General features: G+C 73.0%; 18 protein-coding genes, 1 pseudogene and 1 riboswitch. Of the genes and pseudogenes, 5 read left to right on the top strand and 14 right to left on the bottom strand.

What is annotated here, in order from left to right:
* Positions 1-76 precede the first annotated feature (76 nt).
* Together C7C46_RS10380 and C7C46_RS10375 are read left to right on the top strand one after the other, a co-directional pair.
* On the top strand, positions 77-850 hold the full coding sequence (locus C7C46_RS10380; protein WP_181442285.1) for an ABC transporter ATP-binding protein: 774 nt from the start codon (positions 77-79) through the stop codon (positions 848-850).
* Positions 850-3,408 carry an ABC transporter permease gene (locus C7C46_RS10375; RefSeq protein ID WP_110668101.1) on the top strand — a complete coding sequence of 853 codons (2,559 nt, stop codon included), beginning with the start codon at positions 850-852 and terminating at the stop codon, positions 3,406-3,408. The genes C7C46_RS10380 and C7C46_RS10375 overlap by 1 nt, the downstream gene beginning before the upstream one ends.
* A gap of 221 nt (positions 3,409-3,629) precedes the next feature.
* On the opposite strand, the gene C7C46_RS10370 is transcribed toward C7C46_RS10375, so the two are convergent.
* From C7C46_RS10370 to C7C46_RS10340, 7 genes are all read right to left on the bottom strand, one after another.
* Positions 3,630-5,006, bottom strand: a complete 1,377-nt coding sequence (locus C7C46_RS10370) for an NAD(P)/FAD-dependent oxidoreductase (RefSeq protein ID WP_110668099.1) — start codon at positions 5,004-5,006, stop codon at positions 3,630-3,632.
* A gap of 414 nt (positions 5,007-5,420) precedes the next feature.
* Positions 5,421-6,362, bottom strand: a complete 942-nt coding sequence (locus tag C7C46_RS10365) for a Ppx/GppA phosphatase family protein (RefSeq protein WP_181442284.1) — start codon at positions 6,360-6,362, stop codon at positions 5,421-5,423.
* On the bottom strand, positions 6,359-7,000 hold the full coding sequence (locus C7C46_RS10360; RefSeq protein WP_110668095.1) for a DUF501 domain-containing protein: 642 nt from the start codon (positions 6,998-7,000) through the stop codon (positions 6,359-6,361). Before C7C46_RS10360 ends, C7C46_RS10365 begins: the two co-directional genes overlap by 4 nt.
* A 34-nt stretch (positions 7,001-7,034) precedes the next feature.
* Positions 7,035-7,460 (bottom strand): FtsB family cell division protein, encoded by a 426-nt coding sequence (locus tag C7C46_RS10355; protein ID WP_110668093.1) that lies wholly within the window; start codon positions 7,458-7,460, stop codon positions 7,035-7,037.
* A 190-nt stretch (positions 7,461-7,650) separates the two neighbouring features.
* Positions 7,651-8,940, bottom strand: coding sequence for a phosphopyruvate hydratase (eno, locus tag C7C46_RS10350; RefSeq protein WP_110668091.1), 1,290 nt, complete (start codon positions 8,938-8,940; stop codon positions 7,651-7,653).
* A 194-nt stretch (positions 8,941-9,134) separates the two neighbouring features.
* Positions 9,135-9,845 (bottom strand): transglycosylase family protein, encoded by a 711-nt coding sequence (locus C7C46_RS37290; RefSeq protein ID WP_110668088.1) that lies wholly within the window; start codon positions 9,843-9,845, stop codon positions 9,135-9,137.
* A gap of 3 nt (positions 9,846-9,848) precedes the next feature.
* Positions 9,849-10,011: riboswitch (cyclic di-AMP (ydaO/yuaA leader) on the bottom strand.
* A gap of 288 nt (positions 10,012-10,299) precedes the next feature.
* Complete coding sequence (locus C7C46_RS10340; protein WP_110668086.1) at positions 10,300-11,397, bottom strand: recombinase family protein; 1,098 nt, start codon at positions 11,395-11,397, stop codon at positions 10,300-10,302.
* Between the two features lie 211 nt (positions 11,398-11,608).
* Between C7C46_RS10340 and C7C46_RS10335 the strand changes: the two genes are divergently transcribed.
* Entirely contained in the window at positions 11,609-12,838 is a 1,230-nt protein-coding gene (locus C7C46_RS10335) for a cytochrome P450 family protein (RefSeq protein ID WP_110668083.1), read from the top strand.
* Positions 12,839-12,848: 10 nt separating this feature from the next.
* Here the strand turns inward: C7C46_RS10335 and C7C46_RS34925 are convergent.
* A pseudogene (locus C7C46_RS34925) lies at positions 12,849-12,980 on the bottom strand (cytochrome P450); the annotation flags it as partial.
* A 143-nt stretch (positions 12,981-13,123) separates the two neighbouring features.
* On the opposite strand from C7C46_RS34925, the gene C7C46_RS10330 reads away from it, so the two are divergent.
* A complete protein-coding gene (locus C7C46_RS10330) occupies positions 13,124-13,540 on the top strand; it encodes an SDR family NAD(P)-dependent oxidoreductase (RefSeq protein ID WP_146259048.1) in 417 nt (138 codons plus the stop codon).
* Positions 13,541-13,560: 20 nt separating this feature from the next.
* Here the strand turns inward: C7C46_RS10330 and C7C46_RS10325 are convergent, their stop codons facing one another.
* From C7C46_RS10325 to mfd, 4 genes are all read right to left on the bottom strand, one after another.
* Complete coding sequence (locus C7C46_RS10325) at positions 13,561-14,559, bottom strand: nucleoside triphosphate pyrophosphohydrolase (protein WP_110668079.1); 999 nt, start codon at positions 14,557-14,559, stop codon at positions 13,561-13,563.
* Between the two features lie 28 nt (positions 14,560-14,587).
* Complete coding sequence (locus C7C46_RS10320) at positions 14,588-15,226, bottom strand: hypothetical protein (protein ID WP_146259047.1); 639 nt, start codon at positions 15,224-15,226, stop codon at positions 14,588-14,590.
* A gap of 114 nt (positions 15,227-15,340) precedes the next feature.
* Complete coding sequence (locus C7C46_RS10315; protein ID WP_245984326.1) at positions 15,341-16,030, bottom strand: spermidine synthase family protein; 690 nt, start codon at positions 16,028-16,030, stop codon at positions 15,341-15,343.
* Between the two features lie 17 nt (positions 16,031-16,047).
* Complete coding sequence (gene mfd / locus C7C46_RS10310) at positions 16,048-19,665, bottom strand: transcription-repair coupling factor (RefSeq protein WP_110668075.1); 3,618 nt, start codon at positions 19,663-19,665, stop codon at positions 16,048-16,050.
* Positions 19,666-20,235: 570 nt separating this feature from the next.
* On the opposite strand from mfd, the gene C7C46_RS10305 reads away from it, so the two are divergent.
* Positions 20,236-21,513 (top strand): nucleotide sugar dehydrogenase, encoded by a 1,278-nt coding sequence (locus C7C46_RS10305; protein WP_110668073.1) that lies wholly within the window; start codon positions 20,236-20,238, stop codon positions 21,511-21,513.
* A 7-nt stretch (positions 21,514-21,520) separates the two neighbouring features.
* On the opposite strand, the gene C7C46_RS10300 is transcribed toward C7C46_RS10305, so the two are convergent.
* Positions 21,521-22,942, bottom strand: coding sequence for a coiled-coil domain-containing protein (locus C7C46_RS10300; RefSeq protein ID WP_110668070.1), 1,422 nt, complete (start codon positions 22,940-22,942; stop codon positions 21,521-21,523).
* Between the two features lie 205 nt (positions 22,943-23,147).
* Positions 23,148-25,682, bottom strand: coding sequence for an SUKH-4 family immunity protein (locus tag C7C46_RS10295; protein WP_110668068.1), 2,535 nt, complete (start codon positions 25,680-25,682; stop codon positions 23,148-23,150).
* Between the last annotated feature and the right edge of the window lie 24 nt (positions 25,683-25,706).

The following is a 25,706-nucleotide window of genomic DNA, read 5'->3' as shown; positions in this document are numbered from 1 at the left end:
GCGTCCGACCGCCGGGAGCATGGGGAGGTATCCCAGAGCGCCGCCTCGTGACGGTGCCGACCGAAGGAGTTCCCCGATGACCACGACGACCGCGACCGCCGTCGGGACCGGGCGGGCGGCCGCCCGTGCGACCGGCCTGAGCAAGGTGTACGGCGCCGGGGAGACCCGGGTGGTCGCCCTGGACGACGTCAGCGTCGAGTTCCACCAGGGCGAGTTCACCGCGATCATGGGCCCTTCGGGTTCCGGCAAGTCGACCCTGATGCACTGCATGGCCGGCCTGGACACGGTCTCGGCCGGCTCCGCCACCATCGGCGAGGTGGAGCTGGTCGGGCTGCGCGACAAGCAGTTGACCCAACTGCGCCGCGACCGGATCGGCTTCGTCTTCCAGGCCTTCAACCTGCTGCCGACGCTGACCGCGCTGGAGAACATCACGCTGCCGATGGACATCGCCGGGCGCAAGGTCGACAAGGCCTGGCTGGACTCGGTGGTGGACACGGTGGGCCTGTCCGGGCGGCTGAGCCACCGGCCGGCCCAGCTCTCCGGCGGCCAGCAGCAGCGGGTGGCCTGCGCCCGCGCGCTGGCCGGGCGCCCGGAGATCATCTTCGCCGACGAGCCCACCGGCAACCTGGACTCCCGCTCGGGCGCCGAGATCCTCGGCTTCCTGCGCAACTCGGTGCGCGAACTCGGCCAGACCGTGGTGATGGTGACCCACGACGCGGTCGCCGCCTCCTACGCGGACCGGGTGGTCTTCCTGGCCGACGGCCGGATCGTGGACCAGCTCGCCGCCCCCACCGCGGACTCCGTGCTGGACCGGATGCGCCGCTTCGACGCGAAGGGCCGGACCAACTGATGTTCCGCACCGCCCTGCGCAACGTGCTCGCCCACAAGGGCCGGCTGCTGATGACGGCCCTGGCCGTCATGCTCGGCACCGCCTTCGTGGCCGGCACCATGGTCTTCTCGGACACCTTCGGCTCGGCGCTGAAGAACAGCTACTCCAAGGACTTCGGCAACTTCTCGGTCCAGGTCGCCGACTCCGGGGCCGGCAACGACACCCGGACCGCCGACCTCACCGGCTCCGCCGCCCCGCACCTGTCCACCGGCACGGTCGGGCAGATCGCCGCGCTGCCCGGGGTGGCCCGCGCGGTCGGCGTGGTCGACGGCTTCACCGCGGTGGCCGACAAGAGCGGCAAGGCGCTCGGCCAGGGCCGCGACTCCAGGGGCTCCAACTACGCGCCCGCCACGAACGGCCAGGACCCGCGCTACCCGATGGCTGCCGGGCGCGGCCCGCAGCACACCGGCGAGATCGCGCTGGACAGGGCCACCGCCGACAAGGGCGGCTACCGGGTGGGCGACACGGTCCGGGTGGCGATCAACGGCCCGGCCCGCAGCACCACCCTGACCGGGATCTTCACCAGCGACTCGCCCCAGGTCAGCTCCGGCAACCCGCTGGTCCTGTTCGACACCGCCAGCGCCCAGCAACTGCTGCTGACGCCGGGTCAGTTCGACCGGATCGAGGTCACCGGTGCGGCCGGGACCAGCCAGCAGGCGCTGCAGGACGAGGTGGTGAAGGTGCTGCCGGACGCCGGCTCGATCACCGTCAAGACCGCCCAGCAGTTGCAGGACCAGGAGAAGGCCGACCTGGACGGCGCGCTCAGCGGGATGCGCACCATGCTGCTGGCCTTCGCCGGGATCTCGCTCTTCGTCGGCATCTTCATCATCGCCAACACCTTCACCATGCTGATCGCCCAGCGCACCAGGGAGCTCGCCCTGCTGCGGGCGATCGGTGCCAGCCGCCGCCAGGTCACCGGCTCGGTGCTGGTGGAGGCGCTGCTGATCGGCGTGCTCGCCTCGGTGGCCGGCCTGCTGGCCGGGGTCGGGATCGGGGCCGGGCTGCAGTCGCTGATGGGCTCGCTGGCCGGCGCCGACACCCCCTCGGGCCCGCTGATCGTCGGCCCGGCCACGGTGGTCGCGGCGCTGGTCACCGGTGTGCTGGTGACCGTGGTCTCCGCCGTGCTGCCCGCCCTGCGCGCCTCGCGGATCCCCCCGGTGGCCGCGATGAGCAGCGGCGAGCTGCCCAGCACCCAGAAGGGCCTGCTGGTGCGCAACAGCGTGGGCGCGATGGTCGCCGGCGGCGGCCTGGCACTGATCCTGTGGGGCTCCTCGGCCGGGTCCAACGGCAAGTGGCTGGTGGCCGGCGGCGCGGTGGCCGCGCTGATCGGCACCTTCGTGCTGATCCCGCTGCTCTCCCGCCCGCTGATCGCGCTGGTCGGACCGCTGCTGGGCAGGCTGTTCGGGGTCTCCGGCAAGCTGGCCCGGCAGAACGCGGTGCGCAACCCGCGCCGCACCGCCGCCACCGCGGCCGCCCTGACCATCGGGCTGACCCTGGTCAGCGCGCTGACCGTGCTGGGCGCCTCGGTCAACGGGGTGCTGGACCGGGCGGTCACCGACACCATGAAGGCCGACTACGCCGTCGAGCTCTCCCACGGGCTGAGCGTCTCCCCCGAGATCACCGCCCAGGTCGCCCGCACCCCCGGGGTGACGGCCAGTTCGGCGCTGACCGGCTCCTACTTCGAGGTGGCCGGCCAGAAGCGCGCCGTCTCCGGGATCGACGCGGCCGCCGCCGACCAGGTGCTGCACGTCAAGCTGACCGCCGGCTCCACCGCGGCACTCGGCCAGGGCCGGCTGCTGGTCAACGACCAGGTGGCCAAGGAGAAGGCACTGACCGTCGGCTCCACCGTGCCGGCCGTCTTCCCGGACGGCAGCACCGGCACCCTCACGGTGGGCGGGGTGTTCGCCGAGAACCACCTGGTCAACCCGCTGCTGATGTCCAACGAGGCGCTGGTGCGGCACGGCGCCGCGCCGTCCACCGACGTGGTGCTGGTCAAGGGCGCGGGCGGCGAGAGCAGCGCGCTGCACCAGGCACTGGTGGACGCCGGCGGCGACAACCCGCTGATCAAGGTGGACAGCAAGCAGGACCTGCGGGACCAGTTCAGCTCGCAGATCGCCTTCGCGCTGAACATGATGTACGGCCTGCTGGCCATGTCGGTGCTGGTCGCCATCCTCGGCGTGGTCAACACCATGGCGATGTCGGTCTTCGAGCGCAAGCGCGAGATCGGGATGCTGCGGGCGATCGGCCTCAACCGCAGCGGGGTCAAGCGGATGGTCCGGCTGGAGTCGGTGGTCATCTCGCTGTTCGGCGCGGTGCTGGGCCTGGGCCTGGGCTGCTTCCTGGCCTGGGCGGTGAACGGCACGCTCAGGAACGACCTCACCGGCCTGACCACGGTGCTGCCGTTCGGCAAGCTGGCGCTCTTCCTGGGCCTGGCCGGCCTGGTCGGCCTGGTGGCCGCGATCTGGCCGTCCCGACGGGCCGCCAAGCTCGACATCCTGGACAGCATCAAGGCTGCCTGACCGGGCGTCGGCGGACACGAAGAAGGGCCTCGGCCCGGTGGGTCCTCACCACCGGGCCGAGGCCCTCTGCCTCGCCCTTGTTACTGCGTTTGTACTCCGCCCGGTCGCCAGCCGGCTGAGCACCACGGAGGTCGTGGTCCGGCGACGCTGCCGGGCGGAGGGCCTCCGACTCATACCCCGGCGTCCGGTGCCGGGGTCCAGTCGTGTACTGCGGGTACCGACTACTTGGCGGCCAGTGCCTTGTCCGCCTCGGTGGCCGGGGCGGGGACCGCCACCGGCTTGGGGGCGGGCGCGGCCGCCTCCTGGAACGCGCCGAACGGCTTCTCCATCTCCGAGAGGCCGACCGTCTCGCGCTTCAGGAACATCGCCAGGGTCCAGTCGGTGAAGACCCGGACCTTGCGGTTCATGGTGGGGACCATGGCGCCGTGGTACAGGCGGTGGAACCACCAGGCCGGACGGCCCTTCAGCTTGAACTTGCCGAAGAGGATCGCCACGCCCTTGTGCAGGCCCAGACCGGCCACCGCACCGAGGTTCTTGTGCTTGTACTCGCCCTGCGGGAAGCCCCGCATCCCGGAGATGACGTTGTCACCCAGGACCGCGGCCTGACGCACCGCGTGCTGCGCGTTCGGCGGGCACCAGGCGCCCTCGCCGGCCGCGAGGTCCGGCACCTGGGCGTTGTCGCCGGCGGCCCAGACGTAGTCGAAGCCCTGGACCTGGAGGGTCGCCGCGGTGTCCACGTGGCCGCGCGGGCCGAGCGGCAGGCCGAAGTTGGCCAGCACCGGGTTGGGCTTGACGCCCGCGGTCCACACGATGGTGGCCGCGTCCATCTCGAGGCCGTTCTTCAGCACCACGTGCTGGTCGACGCAGGAGTCCATCGAGGTCTCGATGTAGATCTCGATGTTGCGCTCTTCGAGCTTCTCCTTGGTCCACAGACCCAGGTCCGGCCCCATCTCGGGCAGGATCCGGTTGGCCGCCTCGACCACGACGAAGCGCATGTCGTCACGGCTGACGGTCTTGTAGAGCTTGGCCGCGTCGCGGGCCATGTCCTCGATCTCCGCGACCGTCTCGATGCCGGCGAAGCCGCCACCGATGACCACGAAGGTGAGGGCCTTGCGGCGGATGGCCTCGTCCGTGGTGGACTCGGCCTTGTCCAGCTGGGCCATGACGTGGTTGCGGAGGCTGATCGCCTCCTCGACCGTCTTCATGCCGATGCCGTGCTCGGCCAGGCCGGGGATCGGGAAGGTGCGGGAGACCGAGCCGGTGGCCACGACCAGGTAGTCGAAGGGCAGCTCGTAGGAGTCGCCGGCCAGCGGCGCGATGGTGGCGACCTTGCGGGCGTGGTCCACGCCGGTCACGTGACCGGTGAGCACCTCCGCCTTCTTCAGGGCGCTGCGCAGCGGCGCGACGAGGTTGCGAGGCGCGACGTTGCCGCCGGCCGCCTCGGGAAGGAAGGGCAGGTACGTCATGTACGACCGCGGGTCGACGACCGTGACGGTCGCCTCCCCGTAGCGCATCTTCTTGAGGATGCGCATCGCGGCATACAGGCCGACGTAACCACCGCCGACAATGAGGATGCGAGGACGCTCCGTGGTGCTCATATCCGAAAGTATCCAGCACCCCTCGCGGCACCCTTCGTGAGGCCCGTCACAAGCCTCTGGACAGGGTCTGCTACACTGCCCGGCCACACTTCGCCCCTGCGGGTGCTCCGCGGTACCGCGCGCGGGCGCCCCCCGCGAGTACCACCGGGTACGGCCCCGCTGAGCAGCAACGATCCGGTCGCCACGGCGGTTCCCGGGGCTTCATTCGATTCCGTCGGCCGATCCGGAGCCCCGCCTGGGATCCAGCGGGCGAGCACGGAGAACGACCTTCGGTCCCGGATTCCGGACGAACCGGCTCCACCCGTACGGAGAACGGCCGGAACCCCATGTGAAGAAATTCACGAACTTTCTTCCGCGACACGCGAGCGGGGCCCCGACCGGGGCCCCGCAAGCCGGACAAATGCCGCCGGCTGGTCAGCCGGCGATGCTCCAGGCGATGCCGTCCAGGATGTCGTGCTCGCTCACCACGAGCTCCGCGGCGCCGGCCCGCTCCATGATCGACAGCAGCACCAGGGCGCCGGCCGCGATCACGTCCACCCGGCCCGGGTGCATCACCGGGATCGCGGCCCGCTCGGCATGGGTGGCGCCCAGCAGCCGCTCGGTCACCGCGCGCACCTGGTCCACCGTCAGCCGGGCGTGGTGGATCAGCGCCGAGTCGTAGGCGGGAAGTTCCAGCGCGATCGCGGCCACCGTGGTCACGGTGCCGGCCAGGCCGACCAGCGAGGCCGCCCCGGTCAGCGGCACGGCCTCGGCCGCCAGGTCCAGCGCGGCCTCGATGTCCGCCCGGGCCGCCGCGATCCGCTCCGCCGACGGCACCTCCTGGCCCGCGAAGTGGCGCTCCGTCAGCCGGACGCAGCCGATGTCCACCGAGCGGGCCGCGTCGACCTCCCCGGCACCCAGCACGAACTCGGTGGAGCCGCCGCCCAGGTCGAAGACCAGGTACGGAGCGGCCACCGCGGCGCCGGTCAGCTCCTTGGTGGCGCCGGTGAAGGAGAGTTGGGCCTCCTCGTCGCCGGAGACCACCTCGGGCTCGACGCCCAGGATCTCGCGCACGCCCTTGGTGAAGTCGGCGCTGTTCTGCGCGTCCCGCGAGGCGCTGGTGGCTACGAAGCGGGTGTGCGCCGGGTCCACCCCGTGCTCGGCGATGACCGCCGCGTACTCGCGGCAGGCGGCGAAGGTGCGCTCCAGCGCCTCGGGGGCCAGCCGGCCGGTGCGGTCCACGTCCTGACCCAGCCGGACGATCAGCATCCGCCGGTCCAGGTCGGCGATCTCCCCGCTGGCCGGGTCGAGGTCGGCGATCAGCAGGCGGATCGAGTTGGTGCCGCAGTCGATCGCGGCCACCCGGGTATGGCTCACTGCTCCCCCTCGGCGGCCTCGGCGGCGGCCCGCTTGGCCTGCCGCTCGGCCGTCTTGCGCTCCTTGGCCGCGATCACGGCCCCGTGGTCCTCGGCCTCCTCGCGCTGCGCCCGCAGCGCGGCCACTCCGGCCTCGACGTCCTGCTCGCTCACGCACGGGCCCTTGGCCCACCACTCGGGCAGTCGGGCCAGCGCCTCGTCGCCCAGCGGGTTGACGCCCTGACCGGCCGCCAGCGAGTGGCCGACCAGCACGTGCAGGCACTTGACCCGGTCCGGCATGCCCCCGGCGCTCGGGAAGCCCTCGAGCACCTCGATCGCGTCCCGGCGGGCGATGTAGTCCTCGTGCGCCCGCTGGTACGCGGCCGCCAGCTCCGGGTCCTCGGCGAGCCGGGCGGTCTGCTCCTTCATCAGCCCGTCCGCCTCCAGGGTGCCGATCAGCGAGGCGGCCTTGGGGCAGGTCAGGTAGTAGAGGGTGGGGAACGGGGTGCCGTCGGGCAGCCGCGGGGCGGTCTCCACCACGTCCGGGTTCCCGCACGGGCAACGGTGCGCCACCGCCCGGGTACCGCGCGGGACGCGCCCGAGCTGGGCCGCCACGGCGGCCAGGTCGCGGTCGGCGACGGGCTGGTTCTCAGTGCTCATCAGGTGCTGTCTTCTCAGGGGGTTCGGGGACTGGTCAGGGCACCCGTGCGGAACCGGCCGCGGTGTCCACCGAGTCCCAGACGGTGGCGTACCAGGGCAGCGCCGCCTTCGCGGGCTGCGCCGGGCCTGCGGCGGTGCCGGCCGGGTGGGTGGGCCCGGCGGTGGGGGCGGGGTCGACGGAGACGAACGGGGTCTCGCCGGGCAGCGCGTAGTGCAGCCGGCTGCGGGCCTGGGCCTTGACGAACTCCGGGTCCTGCCAGCGGGCCTTCTCGGTGGTCAGCCGCTGGACCTCCTGGCGGGCCTGCTCGGCCTTGGCCCGCTGGGCGTTGATCTCGGCCCGCTGACTGATGAACTGCCGGGTCGGGTAGGCCAGGATCGCCACCAGCGAGCAGAGCACCAGGACCAGCACGGTGGCCCGGCTGGTGAACCTCGGCCGGCCGGGGAACTTCCACGCTGCCATCGGACTCCGCCCCTCTGCGTCAACACCGGTGCGGGCGCACCTGGCCGGTCCCGGCTGCGGGCACGCGCCACGTCAACCGGCTCCGGCCGCACGCCCGGATGCGGCTTCGCACCCGCCCCCGTGGGCGCTGACGCGCACGGGGGCGGGTGCGAAGCCGGAGTGGGCCGATCAGCCCTCGTGCCTGCTGTGCCTACTGGTCCGCGAAGCGGAACCGCGGGAACGCGCCGCGGCCCGCGTACTCGGCGGCGTCGTCGAGGATCTCCTCGATGCGCAGCAGCTGGTTGTACTTGGCCACGCGCTCGGAGCGGGCCGGGGCACCGGTCTTGATCTGGCCGCAGTTGGTGGCGACCGCCAGGTCGGCGATGGTCACGTCCTCGGTCTCGCCGGAGCGGTGCGACATCATGCAGCGGTAGCCGTTGCGCTGGGCCAGCTCGACCGCGTCCAGGGTCTCGGTCAGCGAACCGATCTGGTTCACCTTCACCAGCAGCGCGTTGGCGGTGCCGGTCTCGATGCCGCGGGCCAGGCGCTGCGGGTTGGTGACGAACAGGTCGTCACCCACCAGCTGGACCTTGGCGCCGAGCTTGTCGGTGATGGCCTTCCAGCCGTCCCAGTCCTCCTCGCTCAGCGGGTCCTCGATGGAGACCAGCGGGTAGTTGGCGACCAGGTCGGCGTAGTAGTCGATCAGCTCGGCGGCCGACAGCGACTTGCCCTCGAAGGAGTAGGCGCCGTCCTGGTGGAACTCGGTGGCGGCGACGTCCAGGGCCAGCGCGATGTCCTTGCCCGGGGTGTAGCCGGCCTTCTTGATCGCCTCGGTGATCAGGTCCAGCGCCTCGCGGTTGGACTCCAGGTTCGGCGCGAAGCCGCCCTCGTCGCCCAGGCCGGTGGACAGGCCGCGCTCCTTCAGCACCCCCTTGAGGGTGTGGTAGACCTCGACGCCCCAGCGGACGGCCTCGGAGAAGGACTCGGCGCCGATCGGCGCGATCATGAACTCCTGGATGTCCACGTTGGAGTCCGCGTGCGAACCGCCGTTGAGGATGTTCATCATCGGGACCGGCAGCACGTGGGCGTTGGGACCGCCCAGGTAGCGGAACAGCGGCAGGTCGCTGGCCTCGGAGGCGGCGTGCGCGACGGCGAGCGAGACGCCCAGGATCGCGTTGGCGCCCAGCGAGGACTTGTCCGGGGTGGCGTCCAGGTCGAGCATCGCCTGGTCGATCAGCCGCTGCTCGGTGGCGTCGTAGCCGACCAGCTCCGGGCCGATCTGCTCGATGACGGCGAGGACGGCCTTCTCCACGCCCTTGCCGCCGTAGCGGTTCTTGTCGCCGTCGCGCAGCTCGAGCGCCTCGAAGGCGCCGGTGGAGGCGCCGGACGGCACGGCCGCACGGCCGGTGCTGCCATCGTCGAGGCCGACCTCGACCTCGACCGTGGGGTTGCCGCGGGAGTCGAGGATCTCACGGGCGACAACGACATCAATGGACGGCACTATGCATCTCCTTGCGGAAGCGGTCCTGCGGACAGGGATGGCGGAGGCGTTACGACCAGAGCCTAGCCGCACCCGCCCGGCGGGCCACCCGGACCTGGCTGCCGTCTCACACAGTGGCTCTGCTACCTGCCAGTAGTTCACCTGAATGCAGGCGCGGGGCCGCTGACGCAGGCCCCGCGCCCGCCGACGGGGCATCAGCCCAGGTCGAGGACCTGACCGGGGAGGATCAGATCGGGGTCGGCGCCGACCACCGCCCGGTTGGACCGGTACAGCTCCTGCCAACCGCCGAGGATCTGCCGGGCCTGGGCGATCTTGGAGAGGGTGTCGCCGGACTTGACGGTGTAGCCGTGCGCGGCGGCGGGCTTGGCGGGACTCACCGTCGCGGGCGCGGCCGGGATCCCGACGGGAGCAGCGGCCTTCGCCGACTGCGGGGCGGGGCTCGGGGTGACCGGGCGGGGCGCGGACTTGGCCCTGGGCGCCGGTGAACTCGGCGTGCCCTGGGCACCGGTGTCCAGCTGCGGGGCCGAGCCGCTGCGGGCCAGGCCGGCCTTGACCGAGCAGACCGGCCAGGCACCCGGGCCCTGACCGGCCAGCACCCGCTCGGCGACGGCGATCTGCTGGTCCTTCGAGGCCTGGTCGGCCCGCGGGGCGTACTGGGTGCCGCCGTACGCGGCCCAGGTGGAGGAGGTGAACTGCAGGCCGCCGTAGAAGCCGTTGCCGCTGTTGATCGACCAGTTGCCGGTGCTCTCGCAGCTGGCGACCTTGTCCCAGACCGGGACCGGGGCGGCATGCGCACCGGTCGCGGTGAGCAGCGGAATCGCCAGCCCCGCCCCGGCGACGCCGGCCACGGCGAGGGCCATCTCGGCAGTACTGCGACGGCGGTGCCGGCCAGTGCCAGTGAACATGTGCTGTCCTCTCCGCACGCCTGCGAGGTGAGCTGTCGGGTTCGGACCGGTGAGGATGGCCCGGCCGGACACGCGAACTCCGCTGTCCGGCTTCACCCCTAGCCGTCGCGAGGACGGCAGTGGAACGGGTGGGTCCCCCGCCCCTGCCCGGGTCGGTTCGGTGTCCCGGCCGCGCGGCGGGCAGGGCTCGGCGTTGCCGCGCGCGGGGCTCGCTTTCGCGAACTCCCCGGAGGGTAGGCAGATGGACTGACCAATCACAAGCTCATATCGCTGACATCACACAAGAATTACGGCCCGTCATGGATCGCCTACTAACTGGCCAAGTCCGTCCGGATCGATGCGGTTTCGGACCACCTGGCGACTGATCAGGTCGACACGCCGTCAGCAGCTGCCGCAGCGCGGGTTGCGGCCTCCGCTGTGAACGAGACCGGCAACTCCCACAGCCCGCGCATGATCAGAACGCCGCGCCGGCGCAACTCGTGATCTTCAGCGGAGGAACCGTCGGCGCAACGTACACGGGCGTCCCGCCACCGCGCTGGTTCAGCATCTCCACCACTGCCTGCCACGCGCCGCGCTGGAAGAAGGTCAGCTGCCGCTCGCGAATCCGCTGCGGGTTGCCGAAGGCGTCCGTCATCTCGTTCCACGGTGTCCCGGTGCGCAGGCGGTAGAACATGCCGTTGAAGGCCAGGCGCAGGTCGATCGTCGTCTTCGTGAACGACGACTTCGCCACGTAGCCCGCGAGGATCTCCCTCACTCCCGCCCAGTCCTCCTCGTCGATATCGGCCGGCACCGGGTGCTGCGTGCCCTTGTGCCACTCCGTCACCGGGCACGGCCTACCCGACCGCTTCCTGAACCGGTGGTTCCCCGCTGACACCCGGACATCGAACATCGCGAACAGCGCCGACTTCTCCGCCAGGGTCAGACTCCCCACCCGCAGCCGCGCCGAAGAGATGAACTCCTCCCTCTCCTTCGCCTCCTGCTGTGTCGCCTCGCAGTCCTTCAGCCATGCCTGGGCCTCTTGAAGGGATGCCTGAAGAGCCATCAGCTCCCGGTGGGGCCTGGCGAGCGACTTCTCTCGCACCCGGTCCGACAGCTTGTTCTTGTGACACATGAGGAGGAGGTCTGCGATCTCGTGCTCCGAGTCGATGCGGCCGTCGGCGGTGACGACTCGAAGGCCCAGGTCGTTCATCTCCCACACCCAGCGCTGGATATCACGCATGGTGCGCCCGAACCGGTCAATCCTCTGCGAGATGACGAGGTCAACCTCACCGGCGGTGATCACCGTCTTGAGCTTCACCTGGTCGCGACGGTTGTCGATCTTCCCTGAGATACCGTCATCGACGAAGATTCCGACGATTTCGAAGGGCATGTCGCGGAACCAGCATTCAATCCACGCTCGCGCGTCCTTCTCCTGCTGATCCAGGCCGGAGCCTTCGACCTGATTCCTGGTGGAGACGCGGAGGTAGACGGCGATCCGAACCGACAGGCCGGCTTTCTGGCGAGCCGCGACGCGGCTTGCGACGCGGCGTCCGGGCAAGGTTGAATTACTCATGTCACTCCTCACCAGAGTGGCCGGACCCCGAGGTGTTCGCAGCGCCGTCGGGGTCACCCATGTTCGGGCGAGTGTATCTGTCTGATCGTCAGGCCGGACACGAACAGCGTGTTCTCCCGAATCGAAATCGGCTGACGGCTCACACCGCGGCGGCCCGGACGTCCAGAGATCCGATGCTCTCCGAGCACCCGCAGCGGGATACCGTCGGGGTATGTCTGATCGGCCTGAACTCTTCACCTGGGGGTTCGCCTCCAACCCCTACCCGGCATACGCGTGGCTGCGTGAGCATGCACCCGTGTACAAGGCCCAGTTGCCGAGCGGCGTCGAAGCCTGGCTCGTAACCCGCTACACCGATGCCCGCCAGGCGCTCGCGGACAGCCGTCTCAGCAAGAACCCGGCTCACCACGACGAGTCGGCGCACGCGAAGGGGAAGACCGGGATCCCGGGGGAGCGCAGCGCCAATCTGATGACGCACCTGCTCAACATCGACCCGCCGGACCATACCCGCCTGCGTCGGTTGGTCTCCAAGGCGTTCACACCGGGCCGGGTAGCGGGGTTCGAGCCCCAGGTACAGAGCCTTGCGGATCGACTTCTGTCGGAATTCTCCGGCGCGGGAGCAGCGGACCTCATCCATGAGTTTGCTTTCCCGCTGCCGATCTACGCGATCTGCGACCTCCTCGGTGTTCCCAAAGAAGACCAGGAGGACTTCCGCAACTGGGCGGGCATGATGATCCGCCACGGCGGCGGTCCACGTGGCGGGGTGGGCCGCGCCGTGAAACGCATCCGCGCGTATCTGGCGGACCTGATCCATCGCAAGCGGGCGGACCTCGGCGACGACCTGATCTCCGGCCTGATCAGGGCCAGCGACCATGGCGAGCACCTCACCGAGAACGAAGCTGTCGCGATGTGCTTCGTGCTGTTGTTTGCAGGATTTGAGACGACTATTAATCTGATCGGCAACGGCGCGCTGGCGCTGTTTCAGAATCCGCCGCAGCGAGCACTCCTTCAGGCTGCCGTTGCGGCCGGAGATTCCCGATTGCTCGACACGGGGATCGAGGAACTGCTGCGCTATGACGGCCCGGTGGAGTTGGCCACCTGGCGCTACGCCACCCAGCCGCTCGAAATCGGCGGCCAAGCCGTTTCGACCGGTGACCCGGTTCTCGTCGTCCTCGCCGCCGCTGACCGTGATCCGGCCAGGTTCAGCCGGCCGAACACGCTCGACCTGGCGCGCGCTGACAATCCGCACCTGGGGTTCGGTCACGGGATCCACTACTGCATCGGCGCCCCACTGGCCCGTCTGGAGGGCCGGGTTGCGCTCTCCAGCCTGCTGACCCGCCTACCGGACCTGCGGCTCGCCGTGGACCCCGCAGAGCTGCGCTGGCGCGGCGGTCTGATCATGCGCGGGCTGCGGGAACTCCCGGTCGAATTCACTCCCGCGTAGCCCCGACGGTCAGGGCCGCGGGCAGCGTGGTGCGGTGCACCGGGGCGTGCTCGCGCAGCCAGGCGTAGGCGGGGTAGGGGTCGGCGGCGAACTCCCAGGTGAACAGGGGTGGCATCGCGGGGCTCTGGAACTGGTCCGGCATGCCCCGACGTTATCGCTCAGCCGGGAGAGTGAGTCTGCTCACCTGGGGGGTAATCCCTGTTGCGGAGGGTCAGGAGACGCCTACGATCCTCCGATACGTGGTGTGGACGCCGGTGCGGTGTCGTCCACAGGGAGGAGCAGGACATGCGAGTAGCCGGGGCAGTGGTGGTCATCGCCGTGCTCGACGGCGGCGACGGGGACGGGCCGGCCCGCCGGTTCGCCGCGGCCGGCGCTGCGGGGCTGCTCATCGCCGATCCGCGGCCCGGGGTGGCCGAGGACCTGGCCGCCGCGCTGGACCGGACCGGCTGCCCGGTGGCCGGGGTCAGCTCCGACATCCACCAGCCCAGCGACATCGCCGCACTGGTGGACACCGCCGAGAAGCACCTGGGCCGGATCGACCTGTTCTGCGTGGCCGGCCCCGACGGCGAGCGGATCGTGGCGCTGGCCGACCTGCCCGGCGACCTGGATCGACTGGCCGAGCTGCTCGACCCGTTGGGCGAGGCGATCGGCGAGGTGCTGCCGGCCCAGCGCCGGGCGCCGAGCGGCTCGGCCGTGCGCTAGGCGGCGGCCCTGGCTCCCCGTCAGTCCTCGGTGAGCCCTTCGGCGGCGCGCACCGCCCGGCGGTAGTCGCGGGCGGCCGCGCGCAGCGCCGCGTCCGGGTCCACGCCGGCGTCGTGGGCCCGCTGCACCACGGCCAGCAGCAGTTCGCCCGCGCTGGCCTCGGTGAGCTGCTCGGGCAGCGCGTAGGGCGCGTCCGGGACCTTGCCGAACTCGGCCCGGCGGGTCCGGGAGACCAGCTTGACCGCGTAGGCGAGCGCGGGCAGGCCGCTCGGCACGCCGTCCAGCACCGACTCGCGGTCCTGCTTCTCGGCCGCCTTGAGCGTCTCCCAGTTGGCCTCCACCTGGTCGGTGGTGGCCGCATCGGAGTCGGCGAAGACGTGCGGGTGGCGGTAGATCAGCTTCGCCACGATGTCCCCGGCCACCTCGTCGATGGAGAACGGGTCCTCGGTGTCCTCCTCGGCGATTCGGGAGTGGAAGAAGACTTGCAGCAGCACGTCGCCGAGTTCCTCGCGCAGCGTGGCCCGGTCGCCCTGCTCGATCGCCTCGACCAGCTCGTAGGCCTCCTCCACCAGGTACTTCACCAGCGAGCCGTGGGTCTGCTCGGCGTCCCACGGGCAGCCGCCGGGCGAGCGCAGCCGGTCCATCACCGTGACCAGGTCGAGCAGCCGGGCGCCGGGCAGGTCGTAGGAGCCGGGCAGCAGCTCGATCTCCGGCGCCTGGCCGGCCTGCTCGACCGCGATCCGGGCCAGCGCGTCGGTCAGCCCCGGGTCGCCGTCCGAGCCGACCAGGAAGACCAGCGGCGACCGCTCCACCAGCAGCCGGGCCAGCGCCGGGGCGCTCTGCGCCGGCACCTGCTCGACCCGCACCCCGGCCTGCTCCAGCGCCGGCAGCTGGGGGTGCGCCGGGTCGGCGGTCAGCACCAGGGGTGCCTGGCGCAGCGCCTCCCAGGCGGGCCAGCTGAGCAGCCCGGGGGCGATCCGGTGGGTGGTCGTCAACAGGGTGAGCTTCGCGGTCTGCACCCCTCGAACCTACCGCGCCGGTGCGGGCTCAGGCCGCGGCGCCCGCGGCGGGGAGCCAGGGGTCGGTGGGGCCGTCCAGCACCGACTGCTGCGAGTCCCAGGCGCCGTAGCGCGGGTTGACCGCGATCCGCAGCTCGGCGGAGGCCTCGGCGAGCAGCTGATGGACCGTCCGGTTGCCTTCGGCGGTGCCCAGTTGCTGCCCGCTCAGCTCGGCCAGCTTGCGCAGGCCCAGCTGCTCGGCGCAGTACCGGTCGATCCAGTCGGCGGGGACGGCGTGCTTGAGCAGCAGCATCTGGGCCAGCGCCGGCTCGCCGCCCCAGCCGCGCGCCTGCTCCTCGCGGAAGCCGGCCACCTCGCCCGGGGAGACCGCCAGCCCGTGCGCGGCCAGCGCGTGTCCGGCGACCGCGTCGAAGACCATCGCCGAGACGGTGGTGCCGACCAGTCCGGCCTGCTCCTGGTACTGGCCCGGCGGCAGCGCCGCGGCCTCGGCCCGGAACTCGGCCACCCGGGCCTGCACCGCCTGGTCGGTGATCCGGTCCTCGCCGACCAGCGCGGCCGTCCCGGGCGAGCCGCCGGCCCGCGCACCGCAACCGGTGAGCGCGAGGGCGGCGAGGACGGTGCCGGCCAGGGCCGGCAGCAACCGGCGGACAGCGGTACGGCGATGCACCCGGGGCCTCCCGAATTGGGTCACGTGTGCCGAGCTTAGGACAGCCGCTCCGCCGCCCCGGCCGTCTGCCACGCCCGCCCTCACCCCAACGGGGGACGGCGGGTTGACGGTCGGTCAGGGCCGCCGGCCCAGGTGGACCACGTCCGGCACGCCCCGGCCGACCGGGATCTCGGTGGTCTGCACCTCGGTGAAGCCGGCCGTCCGCAGGGCCTGCTCGAAGGCCGCGGACGGCTGGGCGCTCCACACCGCCAGGATGCCGCCGGGGTTGAGGCAGGCCCGGGCGGCGGCCAGGCCGGCGGGGCCGTAGAGCGCGTCGTTGGCCTCGTCGACGGTCCAGTCCGGGCCGTTGTCGATGTCCAGGCAGAGCGCGTCGTACCGGTCGCCGGTCCCGGCCAGGTAGGCCACCAGGTCGGTGTGGAGCAGCACCACCCGCCGGTCGGCCAGCGCGGCGGCGGAGATCGCGGCGAGCGGGCCGGCCCGGTGCCAGTCGATGATCGCGCCCTCCCGCTCGGCCACCGCGATCCGGCCCCAGCGCGGCTCGGCCGCCGCGTGCGCCAGCGAGAAGCCGACCCCGAGCCCGCCGATCAGCACCGCCGGGGCGTCAGCCGTCAGCCGCTCCAGTGCGGCGTCCATCAGCAGCCGCTCCGAGCGGCCGTCGTGGGTGTCCATCAGGAAGCACCCGTTGGCGATGATCTCCAACAGCTCGCCGCGCCGGCGCAGCACCACCTCGCCGTAGCGGCCCTCGCGCCGGTCGAGCACCTCGGCGGGCACCGAGTGGTCCCGCACCGGCAGTCCGGTCGTCACGCCCGCTTCTCCCGCGGTCACTTGCGCCCCGCCGCCAGCTCCTCGAAGATGGCCGTCAGGAAGGTGCCGCTCCAGGCCAGCAGCTCCCGGCCGACCACCGGTTTGCCGCCGATCCGGGCCGTGGCGGGCCGCGGCACCAGGACCTGGCGGGTGGCCGCCTTCACCTGGCTGCGCGGGTAGAGCCGGTTCAGCCGCAGGCTCTGCGACTCGCGCAGCTCGACCGGCCCGAAGCGGACGAAGTTGCCCTGCAGGGTGATGTCGGCCACCCCGCAGCGCCGCGCGTACAGCCGCAGCGCGGCCACCATCAGCAGGTTCTCCACCGGCTCCGGCAGCTTCCCGTAACGGTCCGTCAGCTCGGCGCGGACCTGCTCGATGTCCTCCTCCGAGTTGACCGCGGCGATCGAGCGGTAGGCCTGCAGCCGCAGCCGCTCGCCGGGGGCGTAGTCGTGCGGCACGTGGGCGTCCACCGGCAGCTCGATCTTCACCTCCAGCGGCTCCTCCTCCACCTCGCCGCCGGCCTCGAGCGCCTCGCGGAACTCGGCCACCGCCTCGCCGACCATCCGCATGTAGAGGTCGAAGCCGACCCCGGCGATGTGCCCGGACTGCTCGCCGCCGAGCAGGTTGCCGGCGCCGCGGATCTCCAGGTCCTTCATCGCCACGTACATGCCCGCGCCCATCTCGGTGTGCTGGGCGATGGTGGCCAGGCGCTCGTGCGCCGTCTCGGTGAGCGGCTTCTCCGGCGGGTAGAGCATGTAGGCGTAGCCGCGCTCGCGGCCGCGGCCCACCCGGCCGCGCAGCTGGTGCAGCTGGGAGAGGCCGAAGGTGTCGCCGCGCTCGACGATCAGGGTGTTGGCGTTGGAGATGTCGATGCCGGACTCCACGATCGTGGTGGAGACCAGCACGTCGAACTCCTTCTCCCAGAAGTCGACCACCACCTTCTCCAGCAGGGTCTCGCCCATCTGCCCGTGCGCGGTGGCCACCCGGGCCTCCGGCACCAGGTCCTTGAGCCGGGCCGCCGCCTTGTCGATCGACTCCACCCGGTTGTGGATGTAGAAGACCTGGCCCTCGCGCAGCAGCTCGCGCCGGATCGCGGCCGAGATCTGCTTCTCGTCGTAGGGGCCGACGAAGGTCAGCACCGGGTGCCGCTCCTCCGGCGGGGTGGTGATGGTGGACATCTCGCGGATCCCGGTGACGGCCATCTCCAGGGTGCGCGGGATCGGGGTGGCGGACATGGTGAGCACGTCGACGTTGGCCCGCAGCTTCTTCAGCTGCTCCTTGTGCTCGACGCCGAACCGCTGCTCCTCGTCCACGATCACCAGGCCCAGGTCCTTGAACCTGGTGTCCGAGGAGAACAGCCGGTGGGTGCCGATCACCACGTCCACCGAGCCGTCGAGCAGCCCCTCCAGCACGGCCTTGGCCTCGCTGTCGGTCTGGAACCGGGAGAGCGCCTTCACCACGACCGGGAAGTTGGCGTACCGCTCGGCGAAGGTGGAGAAGTGCTGCTGCACCAGCAGCGTGGTGGGCACCAGCACCGCCACCTGCTTGCCGTCCTGGACGGCCTTGAAGGCGGCCCGGACCGCGATCTCGGTCTTGCCGTAGCCGACGTCGCCGCAGATCAGCCGGTCCATCGGGACCGACTTCTCCATGTCCGACTTCACCTCGGCGATGGTGGTCAGCTGGTCCGGCGTCTCCGCGTACGGGAAGGCGTCCTCCAGCTCGCGCTGCCACGGGGTGTCCTGGCCGAAGGCATAGCCGGGGGCCGCCATCCGGGCGCTGTACAGCTTGATCAGGTCGGCGGCGATCTCCTTGACCGCCTTCTTGGCCCGCTGCTTGGTCTTCGCCCAGTCCGCGCCGCCGAGCCGGTGCAGCGTCGGGGCCTCGCCGCCGACGTACTTGGTCACCTGGTCCAGCTGGTCGGTCGGCACGAAGAGCCGGTCGCCGGGGTGGCCGCGCTTGGCGGGCGCGTACTCCAGCACCAGGTACTCGCGGGTGGCGCCCTGCACGGTGCGCTGCACCATCTCGACGTAGCGGCCGACCCCGTGCGCCTCGTGCACCACGTAGTCGCCGGCCTGCAGGGCCAGCGGATCGATCGCGTTGCGGCGCCGGGACGGCATCCGGCGCATGTCCTTGGTGGAGGAGCGCTGGCCGGACAGGTCGGTCTCGGTGATCACGGTGAGCTTGAGCGCCTCGTCCACGAAGCCGTGCTCGATCGAGCCGCAGCTGACGTAGACCACGTCCCGGGTCGGCGCCTCGGTCAGCTCGGCGACCAGCCGGGCGGCGATGCCCTCGTTGCCGAGCACCTCGGCCAGCCGGGAGGCGGGGCCCTGGCCTTCCGTCACCATGACGACCCGCCAGTCGGCGGCCAGCCGCTCCTTGGCGTCCGCGATGGCGCGGGCGGTGTCGCCGCGGTAGGCCTCCACCGCGTGCATGCCCAGGGTGAGCGTGTTGGTGTCGAACTCCAGGATGGCGCTGACCTCGGAGTCCGAGGTGGCGAACGGGCTGACCGACCACCAGGGCAGGCCGATCCGCTGGGCGTGCTCGCGCACCTCGGCCAGCGAGCGCAGCGAGGCCGCCGAGACGTCGATCTGCTCGACGTCGATGGGCCGGTCGCCGCCGGAGGCCGCGGCCACCCAGGAGGCGTGCAGGAACTCCTGGCTGGTCGCCACCAGGTCGGCGGCCCGGGTGCGCACCCGCTCCGGGTCGCAGACCACCGCGACCGAGCCGGCCGGCAGCACGTCCAGCAGCAGCTCCATGTCGTCCACCAGCACCGGGGCCAGCGACTCCATGCCCTCCACCGCGATGCCCTGGGCGATCTTGTCCAGGATCTCGGCCAGCTCCGGGTGCTGCTCGGCCAGCTCGGCGGCCCGGGCCCGGACCTGCTCGGTCAGCAGCAGCTCGCGGCAGGGCGGCGCCCACAGCCCGTGCTCGGCGATCTCCAGCGAGCGCTGGTCGGCCACCTTGAAGTAGCGGACCTCCTCGATCTCGTCGCCCCAGAACTCCACCCGCAGCGGGTGCTCCTCGGTGGGCGGGAAGACGTCCAGGATGCCGCCGCGGACGGCGAACTCGCCGCGCTTCTCGACCAGCTCGACCCGGGCGTAGGCGGCCGCGGCCAGCCGGCGGGCCACCGCGTCCAGGTCGTGCGACTGGCCGCGCTGCAGCGCCACCGGCTCCAGCTCGGCCAGTCCCTTGACCTGCGGCTGCAGCACCGAGCGGACGGGGGCCACCACCACCTGGACCGGCCCGGCGGCCAGGTCGTCGGCGGCCGGGTGGACGATCCGGCGCAGCACCGCGAGCCGGCGTCCGACCGTGTCCGAGCGCGGCGAGAGCCGCTCGTGCGGCAGCGTCTCCCAGGCCGGGAACTCGGCCACCGAGTCCGGCGGCAGCAGTGAGCGCAGGCTGGCGGCCAGGTCCTCCGCCTCGCGCCCGGTGGCGGTGACGGCCAGCACCGGACGGCCGGCAGCACCGGCGCCGGAACCGGCGGCCAGCGAGCGGGCCAGCGCGGCGATCACGAACGGCCGGGCGGCGGGCGGGCCGACCACGTCCAGTTGCGGTCGGTGGCCGCCGGACGCCGCCTCGATCGCCTCGGCGAGGGCGGGGTCGCGGACCACGACATCGAGCAAACCGGTCAGGCTCATGCGATCTTCTTCGTCCCGTTGCGTCGCGGCGGAGCCCGGTGGCCGCAGCGGCTCCTGCGCCCGGGCAGCTTGAAGGGCCCGGCAGGTGGCGCAGGGGGCCGGGTCAGGGCTCCAGGGTACGCCGAGCGGCAGTCGCTGACGCGGCCAGCCACGGTCCCCGGCGCCCCCGGGTCGGGGCCGCGGCGTACCGCGTCCTTGCCGCCATGGCCATGACCTGCGGTTCGGACCGCGCAGCCGATTGTCAAGAAGTGGACATACTCCTGTCACTGGCTGTCCATGGACGCCGCGCACCATGGTTCTCGTGCCCGCCGCTCCAACCGTGGGGGATGGACTGGTCGGCACCATCGCATCTCGATGGGGGTCGGGATGCGAGGCCGGGCGACCCTGGGTGGGGGCGCCCGCCCAAGCGTCGGGAGTCGTGGCGCCCTGTCCTGGAGGGCGCCACGGGTCCTGGCCTTTCCGCGTTCACGGACCGGCACTGTTCGAGTACCGTCCTCTTTCCGGTGATCTTTGCCGCCCGCGGCCCGCACCGGCGCTGCGGCGGCCGGGGCGCTGCCTAGGCTGGCGGCCATGCGTGTGGTCATCGCCGGACAGGGTTATGTCGGTCTCCCGCTGGCGGTACGCGCCGCCGAGGTGGGCCACCGGGTGGTCGGTTACGACGTGGACGCCCAGCGGATCGCCTCGCTCGCGGCCGGCCGCTCCTACGTCGAGGACATCCCGGACCAGCGGCTCGGCCCGCTGCTGGCCGGCGGCGCCTACCGGCCCACCGCCGATCCCGCCGAGGTGGCCGGCTTCGAGGTCGCGGTGATCACCGTCCCCACCCCGCTGCGCGACGGGGTGCCCGACCTCTCCTACATCGAGGCCTCCGCCGAGCTGCTGGCCCGCCACCTGCGCCCGGGCGCGCTGGTGGTGCTGGAGTCCACCACCTACCCCGGCACCACCGAGGAGCTGCTCGCGCCGGTGCTGGAGAAGGGCTCCGGCCTGACCGCCGGGACCGACTTCCACCTCGGCTACAGCCCCGAGCGGATCGACCCGGGCAACCGGCAGTGGCGGCTGGAGAACACCCCCAAGGTGGTCTCCGGGACCGACCCGGCCGCGCTGGCCGCGGTGGACGGCTTCTACCGGCAGCTGGTGGAGCGCACCGTGCCGGTCTCCTCCTGCAAGGAGGCCGAGCTGACCAAGCTGCTGGAGAACACCTTCCGGCACGTCAACATCGCCCTGGTCAACGAGCTGGCGATGTTCGCCCACGACCTGGGCATCGACGTCTGGGAGGCGATCGAGGCGGCAGCCACCAAGCCGTTCGGCTTCCTGCGGTTCGACCCCGGCCCCGGGGTGGGGGGCCACTGCCTGCCGATCGACCCGTCCTTCCTGTCCTGGCGGGTCGAGCGGGCGCTGGGCCACTCGTTCCGGTTCGTGGAGCTGGCCAACGACGTCAACAGCCACATGCCCGACTACGTGGTGCGGCGGCTGATCGGGGCGCTCAACGAGCGGCACCTGGCGGTCAAGGGCTCGCGGATCCTGCTGCTCGGCCTGGCGTACAAGAAGAACACCGGGGACGCCCGGGAGACCCCCGCCGCCCGGGTGGCCGAGCTGCTCACCCGGCTCGGCGCCCAGGTGCGGGCCGCCGACCCGCACGTGCTGGCCGGGGTGCACCTGCCCGGCCAGCGGTCGGGGCCGCTGAGCCAGGTGGGCCGGGTCGCCGCGAGCCCCGAGGAGCTCGCGGCGGCGGACGCGGTGGTGCTGCTGGCCGACCACGACGACTTCGACTACGCGGCGGTCACCACGCACGCCAGGTACGTGCTGGACTGCCGCAACCGGCTCAGCGGGGCCTGCGTCGAAGCGCTCTGACGAGTGGTCAGGCGCGGCGCCGGCCCACCGTGTTGGGCAGGCTGTCGATGGTGGTGCCGTCGTCGATGATGATGATCTTGGGGATGATCGCCGTCTCGTCCTCGGCGTTGGCGGGGGGCACGGCGTCCTGCGGCACGGCCTTGTGCGGCGCCGCGTCCTGCGGCGCGCCGGGCCGGACCGCCGGGGCCTGCGGCGGCTGGACCGGGGCGGTCGGCGGCGGGGTGGCCGGGCGGGGCGGCACGGGGGGCCGGCCGGCGCCAGCGGCGCGCAGCGCGGTTCGCGGGTCCACCGGTCCGGCGGGAGGCGCCGGGCGGGCCGCGGCCGCCTCGCGCAGCGCGTCCGGCAGGCGGAGCGCGGCGGTGGGCTCGTCGCCCGTGGTGCGGGGGGCGCCCTGCGCGGGAGCAACCGGTGCGGGAGCGTCCTGAGCGGGAGCGACCGGTGCGGGAGCGACCGGTGCGGGAGCGTCCTGCTTCGGGGTCGCCGGTGCGGGGGCGTCCGGCACCGGGGCTGCCGTCTCGAGGGCGGCCTTCGGCAGCTCGCCCGGCTCGATCATGCCGACCGCCTTGCCGGTGAGCGAGGCCAGCGTGCCCTTGATGTGGTCCAGGTGGGTCTGCACCGTGGCCAGCCGCTCCTCGAACGCGGCGTGCTCGGCGGCACTGGCCGCCAGGATCCGCTCGGCCTCCCGGCGGGCCTGCTCGACCAGCTTGTCGGCCTGGGCCTGGGCCTCGTGGTCGAGCTGCTTGATCCGCCCGAGGGTGGTCTCGCGGTGCTGCTCGGCCTCCTTGAGCCGGCTCTCCGCGGCGGCGGCCACCTCGGCCTCCTCGGCCTGGGCGGCGGCCTCCTCGCCGGCGAACCTCTCGTCCGCCTCGCGGCGCAGCTGGGCCAGCTTGGCCTCGGCCCGCTCGCCGGCCTCGGCGGCGCGCACCCGGATGGCGGCGGCCTCGGCTGTGGCGGCGTCCCGGATGGCGCGGGCGTCCCGGTCGGCCTCGCCGCGCAGCTTCTCGGCCTCGGCCCGGGTGCGCTCCTCGGTGCGGCGGGCCGCCTGGTCGGCGTCGGAGCGGGTGGTGGCGGCGTACTCGGCGGCCTTGCGCTGCAGCTCCTGGCCGGCCTGGTAGGTCTCGTCCCGGGTGTCCTCGGCGAATCGTTCCGCCTTGTCACGGATCTGCCGGGCCTCGTTGTCGGCGATCGCCATCAGGTCGCCGGCCTGCTCGCTGAGCGTGGCGTAGTCGGGCTCGGGGGCTTCGGCCACGGCCTGCTGGGCAGCGGTCAGCGCCGCCTCCAGGTCGCGGACCTGGTTGCCGAGCCGGCTCAGGTGGTGCCAGGCCTCGTCCCGCTGGGCGGTCAGTGCGGCCAGCGCATGGTCGACCTGCTCCGGCGCGTAGCCGCGGCGGGCGCTGGTGAAGCCGTAGGAGGGGATCGCGTCGCTCATTTGCTCGCCTCTCCCCCAGCCGTCGGCAGGGGGTGCCCCCATCGCTCGGTGGTGTGCTTCATTGGCTCGCTCACGTCCTAGTCCCCTCGGTTCCGGCCGGCCGGGTACCTGTTCCTCTTGACCTATTTTGCGCAGATCATCTGGAAAGCCAAAGGAAGCGACACCGCCGCCCGGTCCACCCGGGCGGGTGGACCGGACCGCGGGCCTACAGCAGGCCGTCCCAGAACTGCTCAAGGAGGATCGCCCACCAGGTGTCCGGCGTCTGGAGGGCGGCCGGGTCGAGCGCGATCAGCTCGGCCTGGAAGTCGGTGGTCCAGCGACCGGCCTGATCGGGGGTCAGGCCGTGGCGCAGCGGCCACATCCGACCGAGCAGGGCGAGCGACCGGACGAACTCCGGCACACCGCTGTTGACGAAGCGCGGCGGCTCGCCGGTTCCTCCCCCGTCGAGGTCCACCGCGACCACCGCGGCTGTGCCGTACTGCACACAGAGCTGGCGGCCGTAGTCGTTGCCCAGCACCAGGTAGCCGCCGGCGTCCGGGGCGGCCGGGCGGCCGCGCTCGGCGGCCAGCTCGGCCAGCGTCGGGATCGGCCGGTTCTCCGAGGCGTGGGCCCAGAAGAACGGGCCGAAGTTGGTCGGCAGCCCGGCCCAGACCAGGGTCTGCGCCACCACCTCGGGCACCCCCTGCCGGGAGACCGCCCGCTGCTCGTAGCGGAACACCGCCGGGCCGAAGACCTGGCCCAGCTCGGCGGCCAGCTGCTGCGGCGGGGCCGGCGGACGCGGCGGTACGGTGCCGGGCGCCGGCAGCGGCGCGCGCACCGGGCGCGGTCGGCGCGGGCCGCCGGCCGTCTGGTGCAGCTCGTCCAGGTGGTTGAGCAGGTGGGCCATGCCCTGCTGGCGGGCCGGCAGGTCGCGGCCGTAGGCGGCGGTGTGGCTGATCCGCACGTTCGGCCAGGAGTTCTTGGCCAGTCGCAGGCAGTAGCCGCCGGGCAGGTCGCAGGGCTCCAGCTCGGTGTGCAGCTCCAGCCCCTGCTCGGCCGGCACGTTCAGCCGGCGCAGCTCCTGCAGGATCCGCCACTCCGGGTGCGGGGTGCCGGGCTCGCTGCGGAACATCACCTTCTGCTCGGAGCCGTCCGGGGCGCGGTAGCTGAGCACCGCGAGGTAGCCGGGGCCGATGGCGGGCACGCCGGGCGGGACCGGCGCGCCCTGCGGGGGCAGGCCGGGCACGGGGGCGGCGGCACCGGGCACCGGGGCGCCGGACTGGGCCGGGACCGGACCGGGGAAGCCGTAGCCGCCCGGGCCGGGGGCGGCCAGCTGGGTGGGCGCCTGGGCCTGGGCGGCACCGGGGCGCGGCGGCAGCACCGCCTTGCTGGTGGCGGCGTCGGCCAGGTCGGCCGCGCCCGGGGCCGGGGTGCTCGCGGCGGCCGGCTGGCCAGAGCCGCGCAGCACGGCGGGCGGGGGCGGCGGCGGGGTGGTGCCGGCGCTGCGGCCGCCGGCCGCGTGGTGGTCCGGGGTGCTGCCGGGCGCGTGCAGCAGTCCGCCCGGGGGCGGCGGGGGCGGGGCGCCGACCGCGCCGCGGCCGCCGCCCGGGGCGGCACCGGGGCGGCCTTCGCCACCGCGCAGGCCCGGCGGGGGCGGGGGCGGCGGGGGGCTGCTCTCGCCGCGGCCGCGGCCGGCCGGGGCCGCGGGGGTGCCAGGGGCGCCGGGCAGGCCCAGCAGGCCGGGCGGGCCGTCGGTGGCCAGCATCGTCGGCGCGTACTCGACGGCGGGCGCCGGCGGGACCGGGGGCTGGGGGGTGCCGGGCGTGCCGGGGGCACCGGGCAGGCCCAGCAGGCCGGGCGGGCCGTCGGTGGCCAGCACGGTCGGCGCGTACCCGCCGACCGGCGGCTGCTGCACGGCCAGGGGCTGCTGGACCACCGGCGGCGGCTGGACCGGCGGCTGGTGGACCGGGGCGGCGGGCGGGGTGCTGCCGAGCTTGCGGGTGGACACCGGCGGGGGCATCCGGACGGTGCGGGCCTCGGGCGGGGTGAGCGGCTCCGGCTCCTCCTCGCCGTGCTCGTCCAGCTCCCAGCTGGGCGGCGGTGCGAGCATGGTCGGCGCATCCCCGGCCGGGCGGTCGGAGACCGGCGGCGCGGTCAGCCGAGCGGGTGCGGGCACGGGCGGCTGGTCGGCGACCGGCGGCACCGGCGGGACCGGCACGGGGGCGATGGGAGCGGCGGCGACCGGCGCGGGCGCCGGCGGCATCGGGCTGGCGGCCACCTGGGCCTGGACCACCGGCGCGGGAGCCGGCGGCGGGACGGGAGCAGGGGCAGGCGCGGGAGCCTGGACCGGCCCGGCCGGTGCCGCGCCGAGGCGCTCCGACTCAGCGGCGACCGCCGCCACGGCCGCCTCCTGCACCCACTGCGGCGGGCTGAGCAGGAAGGAGGTCGCCTCCACCGGCCCGGGCAGCGGCTTGGACAGGTCGACCCGTCCCGCACCGGCCGGCCGGCCGTACCGCTGCTGGTACTGCCGCACCACCTCGTTGACCGGCAGCGCCGGCCAGAGCGTGCTCGCCCCGCTCTCCCGGGCGATGACCAGCTTGGCGCCGCCGCCGTCCGAAGCCGGCCCGCCGGCCCGGTCCTCGGCCCAGCAGACGTAGCCCAGCTCGAACTCCCGCACCCGCACCTCGCGCTGCTGGAACTGCGGGACCCCGCCGTTGATCCACTCGGTCGCCAGGTCCTGCGCCTGCGCGTACGTCACCATGCCAGGACCGCCTTCACCTTCACC

This window comes from Streptomyces tateyamensis, assembly GCF_003205575.1.
Classification (GTDB): Bacteria; Actinomycetota; Actinomycetes; order Streptomycetales; family Streptomycetaceae; genus Kitasatospora; species Kitasatospora tateyamensis.
Note: the sequence above shows the minus strand (reverse complement) of the source record. Positions and strands in the feature narration are given on the sequence as shown.

What these genes read in the sequence shown, in the direction of transcription:
- C7C46_RS10305 (WP_110668073.1), top strand. Translation starts at nt 20,236, where the DNA reads ATGCGTGTGGTCATCGCCGGACAGGGTTATGTCGGTCTCCCGCTGGCG.
- C7C46_RS10380 (WP_181442285.1), top strand. Translation starts at nt 77, where the DNA reads ATGACCACGACGACCGCGACCGCCGTCGGGACCGGGCGGGCGGCCGCC.
- C7C46_RS37290 (WP_110668088.1), bottom strand. Translation starts at nt 9,845, where the DNA reads ATGTTCACTGGCACTGGCCGGCACCGCCGTCGCAGTACTGCCGAGATG.
- C7C46_RS10375 (WP_110668101.1), top strand. Translation starts at nt 850, where the DNA reads ATGTTCCGCACCGCCCTGCGCAACGTGCTCGCCCACAAGGGCCGGCTG.
- C7C46_RS10330 (WP_146259048.1), top strand. Translation starts at nt 13,124, where the DNA reads ATGCGAGTAGCCGGGGCAGTGGTGGTCATCGCCGTGCTCGACGGCGGC.
- mfd (WP_110668075.1), bottom strand. Translation starts at nt 19,665, where the DNA reads ATGAGCCTGACCGGTTTGCTCGATGTCGTGGTCCGCGACCCCGCCCTC.
- C7C46_RS10335 (WP_110668083.1), top strand. Translation starts at nt 11,609, where the DNA reads ATGTCTGATCGGCCTGAACTCTTCACCTGGGGGTTCGCCTCCAACCCC.
- C7C46_RS10295 (WP_110668068.1), bottom strand. Translation starts at nt 25,682, where the DNA reads ATGGTGACGTACGCGCAGGCGCAGGACCTGGCGACCGAGTGGATCAAC.
- C7C46_RS10300 (WP_110668070.1), bottom strand. Translation starts at nt 22,942, where the DNA reads ATGAGCGACGCGATCCCCTCCTACGGCTTCACCAGCGCCCGCCGCGGC.
- C7C46_RS10340 (WP_110668086.1), bottom strand. Translation starts at nt 11,397, where the DNA reads ATGAGTAATTCAACCTTGCCCGGACGCCGCGTCGCAAGCCGCGTCGCG.
- C7C46_RS10370 (WP_110668099.1), bottom strand. Translation starts at nt 5,006, where the DNA reads ATGAGCACCACGGAGCGTCCTCGCATCCTCATTGTCGGCGGTGGTTAC.
- C7C46_RS10360 (WP_110668095.1), bottom strand. Translation starts at nt 7,000, where the DNA reads ATGAGCACTGAGAACCAGCCCGTCGCCGACCGCGACCTGGCCGCCGTG.
- C7C46_RS10355 (WP_110668093.1), bottom strand. Translation starts at nt 7,460, where the DNA reads ATGGCAGCGTGGAAGTTCCCCGGCCGGCCGAGGTTCACCAGCCGGGCC.